Origin of the sequence: Bradyrhizobium sp. (assembly GCF_049691595.1) — a bacterium.
Classification (GTDB): Bacteria; Pseudomonadota; Alphaproteobacteria; order Rhizobiales; family Xanthobacteraceae; genus Bradyrhizobium.
This window is the reverse complement of record NZ_JBAVNZ010000426.1, coordinates 1-3,547: the sequence shown is the minus strand read 5'-3', so window position 1 is coordinate 3,547 and position 3,547 is coordinate 1. Positions and strand designations below refer to the sequence as shown.

The 3,547-nt window shown below is 61.5% G+C and carries 4 protein-coding genes; 1 reads left to right on the top strand and 3 read right to left on the bottom strand.

Annotated features, from left to right (window positions below):
- The 3 genes from WCE35_RS17930 to WCE35_RS17920 all read right to left on the bottom strand — a co-directional run.
- The coding region (locus tag WCE35_RS17930; RefSeq protein WP_424594667.1) for a hypothetical protein at window positions 1-306 on the bottom strand (306 nt) is incomplete at its 3' end.
- Window positions 307-476: 170 nt separating this feature from the next.
- Complete coding sequence (locus WCE35_RS17925) at window positions 477-848, bottom strand: hypothetical protein (RefSeq protein ID WP_424594666.1); 372 nt, start codon at window positions 846-848, stop codon at window positions 477-479.
- A 194-nt stretch (window positions 849-1,042) separates the two neighbouring features.
- The gene (locus WCE35_RS17920) at window positions 1,043-1,615 is read right to left on the bottom strand and encodes a hypothetical protein (RefSeq protein WP_424594665.1); all 573 of its coding nucleotides are present in this window, start codon (window positions 1,613-1,615) and stop codon (window positions 1,043-1,045) included.
- A gap of 218 nt (window positions 1,616-1,833) precedes the next feature.
- On the opposite strand from WCE35_RS17920, the gene WCE35_RS17915 reads away from it, so the two are divergent.
- Entirely contained in the window at window positions 1,834-3,225 is a 1,392-nt protein-coding gene (locus tag WCE35_RS17915; RefSeq protein WP_424594664.1) for a caspase family protein, read from the top strand.
- Window positions 3,226-3,547: the final 322 nt, after the last annotated feature.

Here is a 3,547-nt window from a genome sequence, read left to right as displayed (position 1 = left end):
CGTCACCACGTGATAGATCAGATACATCGGAATCACGCTCAGCAATGCGATGGCGATGCCGTATCGCGCGCCCTGCGCCAGCCAGGGTTTGTCTTCCCTGCCATGCAGATAGACCCAGGCAAAGGCGATGCCGAACAGCGCATGTGCCAGGATCAGGTACGGGATGAGATTTTGAACCTCCGCCGGCGGCCGCATGCCGGCGGTGACCAAATAATCCGCGCTCAGCAAAATGCCGTGCACCACGAAGCTCAGCGCCCAGGCCATGACGAACATGACCGCCGCCGAGATGATGAATTTTCGATTCATGCGTGCCTCCCGAATGGTGTCTCGCCGGGTGACTGCCGATCAGTCTGAGTGTCGGCGTTTCTCAGCCTTCATGCGGGAACAGCATGGAGTGTAGGTGGCCGGCGCACGCGACGCAACGGCACCAACGCCGAGTTGGTTTCGACACCGCTGCGGCGAAAGCCGGGTCTGGATCATCCCTTGCTCTGGATCAGTTGCGACGCGTGGCTGAGCAGCGCGGAGATGGCCTCGAAGTCGGCCGCGTCAGCGCTTCCTCCCTCGGGATGCCCGATCGATCTCGCCTGGCGCAGGGCGCCGGCAACCACACTCCGCGCCTGTGCGAGCGCCGAGAGCGCCTCGATTTTGCTGACGGCACGGCGTAGCCGCGAAACGGCCGAATCGAGCGCCTTCACCGTCGCCGGGATTTGGGCGCTGCCGATATTGTAGCACAATTTGCTGATCACATCGGCTACGCAGCGATACAGCACCGTGCCACTGTTGTTGCCACATGCGGTGAGCTGCGCATCGGCGCTCTGGACCGCCGTCGATACGCCGGTGTTCGCCATCGCCTCGCGATCTGCGAACGGCGACCCGCCAATGAGCAGCGTCACCAGAAGCAGGATAGTGGCGGATGCGATCGTCCCTGGTCTGCGATACCCAATTCCATATGCATGCAATGTCATTGAATAACCTCCAGCCGTGCAAAATCTCATTCAAAATCGGTTCGTGCCGCAAGGTGATTTCGAGTTGATCTCGACAGTTAAGGTGATGCCGCCGGCGTCACCGTATTGCCGACCGTGAATTCGCACGGCACCGTCGCCATCTTCGGTTCACCCTTGAGCGCAAACAGCTTTTCCCACTGTGACCTGCGGCACACGATGCCGGAGGGCGCGTCCTCGACAATGACGACGGCATAGAGCCGGTCGCGCTTTTGAAACGCCTTGATGCTGGTGTCTTCGGGAAAGGTCTGCAGCAGCGTCAGCACGCCGTGGCCGCTGTCGGTGTCGGCGGCGATCCCGGCGATGCCGCTGATGGTGCGCCATTTGCCGTCCGCGATCGTGGCACCGACGAAGACACCTTCCGTGATGATGTTTTGAAGGACTTTTTGCTTGAGGAATTCAGACCCCAACTCCGGGCTCAGCCGCAATTTGTTCTTCAGCGTCGGCGAGTAGAACACCTTGTCGGTGCCGCCTTGAAACACGATGGTGGTGCCCTCCGGCCCACCGGCCAGAAGGTTCTGGAATTCGCGCCCGCTGAGCACGCCGGCCGCGGCCGGCATGACCTGGCAAAGCAACGCCGCCACCGCTAGCGCGTTACGGTATGGCCGGCGCATTCCAGGCACGTTTGACCAATCCTTGAGGGGGACATGATGCGGACCCAGGCCGTCCGGCAACGGAAAATGACTTCAAAATACAATCATACAAGGGATTGGCGGTCAATTTGATGACGGCGAAGGCGAGGCTTCCGAGAATGACAGGCATTTCTGGTTCGCGTAACGTGGACTGGCGAAGAGGCGGGTTTGGACAGATGGCGCCGAAGCGAAATATTGTTATGAGATCGCTGCTGGTGGCCGCCGGATTGGCGATCTCGCTGGCCTTGCCGTCATGGGCTGCAGGCGAGCCGCGCAAGACCGTGCCTGCATTGGCGCCGCGCCTTGCGCTTGTGATCGGCAACGCCAGTTACGTCAAACTCGGCCGGCTCAGTAATCCCGGGCGGGATGCGGGGCTGATGGCGGAGAAGCTGCGCCAACTTGGATTTGACGTCACCGAGGTCAGCGATCGCGACCTCAAGGGCATGTCGGCAGATGTCGAGGACTTCGCGCGCAAGATCAAAGAGCGCGGGCGGGAGACGGTAGCGCTGCTCTATTACGCCGGCCACGGCCTGGAAAATGACTCGATCAACTATCTGGTGCCGGTCAGCGCCGACATCAAAAAAAGGTCCGACGTCGCGACGCAATCACTCAGCGTCAAACTTGTGGCCGATCGTTTGTCGGCGACCGGCAACGCGCTCAATATTTTGATCGTCGATGCCTGCCGCGATAATCCGTTTCCGCCGGGCGTGGCGCCGGCCGGGACGCTCGGGCTGGTTCCGATGGGCGCGGTCTATGGCGTGTTCATTGCCTCGTCGACCGGATCGGGCAAGATCGCCTTCGACGGCGATGACGGACACAGTCCCTACACCAAAGCGCTGGCCGACGCCATTGTCGTGCCTGGCGAGAAACTGGAAGACGTCTTCAAGAGCGTCCGCCGCCAGGTTCGCCTTGCAACCGGCGAGCAGCAGATACCCTGGGAATCCACCTCGCTCGAGCTGGATTTCTACTTCGTGCCGCCGCCGCCAGCGCCAACGCCTGCCGAGCAGCTTTTCGCGGCGGCGAAGGAGACCGGCAATGTCGCGCTCCACGACCTGCTGATCGAGCGCTTTCCCGATAGCCGGGAAGCCGCAGAGGCGCGGCCGATCGTCGCCAGGCTCAGGCAAGCCCCGGCCAGCGAGACGCCGGCCGCGTCTTCCTCAGCCGCGGCGCTGGTTCTCGCCCGCGCCAGACAAACCCAAACGCCGGAAGCCTACGATCTCGTGGCGTCGTTGTTTTCCGATACGCCCGAGGCCGATGACGCCCGCGCGGCGGCGTCGCGATTGCGCGAGGCGACCGTGCTCGACAGTGCCGGTCCGGCCTATGAAGGCCGCGAACTCGTGCAGCAGATCCAGGAGCAATTGCTGCGGCTCGACTGTATGGCGGGCGAGCGCAGCGGGGTGTTCGAGGCGGCGACCATTCAGGGATTACGTCGCGCGTCGCTCTTGTCGGACGAGCGCTATCTCTGGTACCGCCCAACCATGGCCGCGCTGCGGGCGCTGAAGAAGATCGATGCGGAGGAAGGCTGCGGCCAGCGGAAAATGATCGCTGCGCCGCGCTGCCTGCGCGTCAACAACGAGGATTTTTGCCAATAGCGGTTTCAGAGCGGCGATCCCTGAAATCATTTTTCGGTTGGCCCAACAAAAGGGCGCCAAAAAACGTCTGCTCGTTCCTTGAGCAAAGGCATATCTTCGCAATGTGATGAATGCAAGCGTGCGACCAGCCGCGTCGATAGATCGACATTCCATAGCTGAATCCGCAGCTTAAAAGACGTTTAGGTCTTCATTAAGGGTTGGCATGAACCTTGCGATTCCCTGTTCCAAAGCCCGATCCCTCGTGCGTTGGAGCATGCCACGAAGCGTCGCAATTTCCTCAAATCGGTCTTCGGATTGGCGGCCAGCGCGCGCAGGCAAGTCC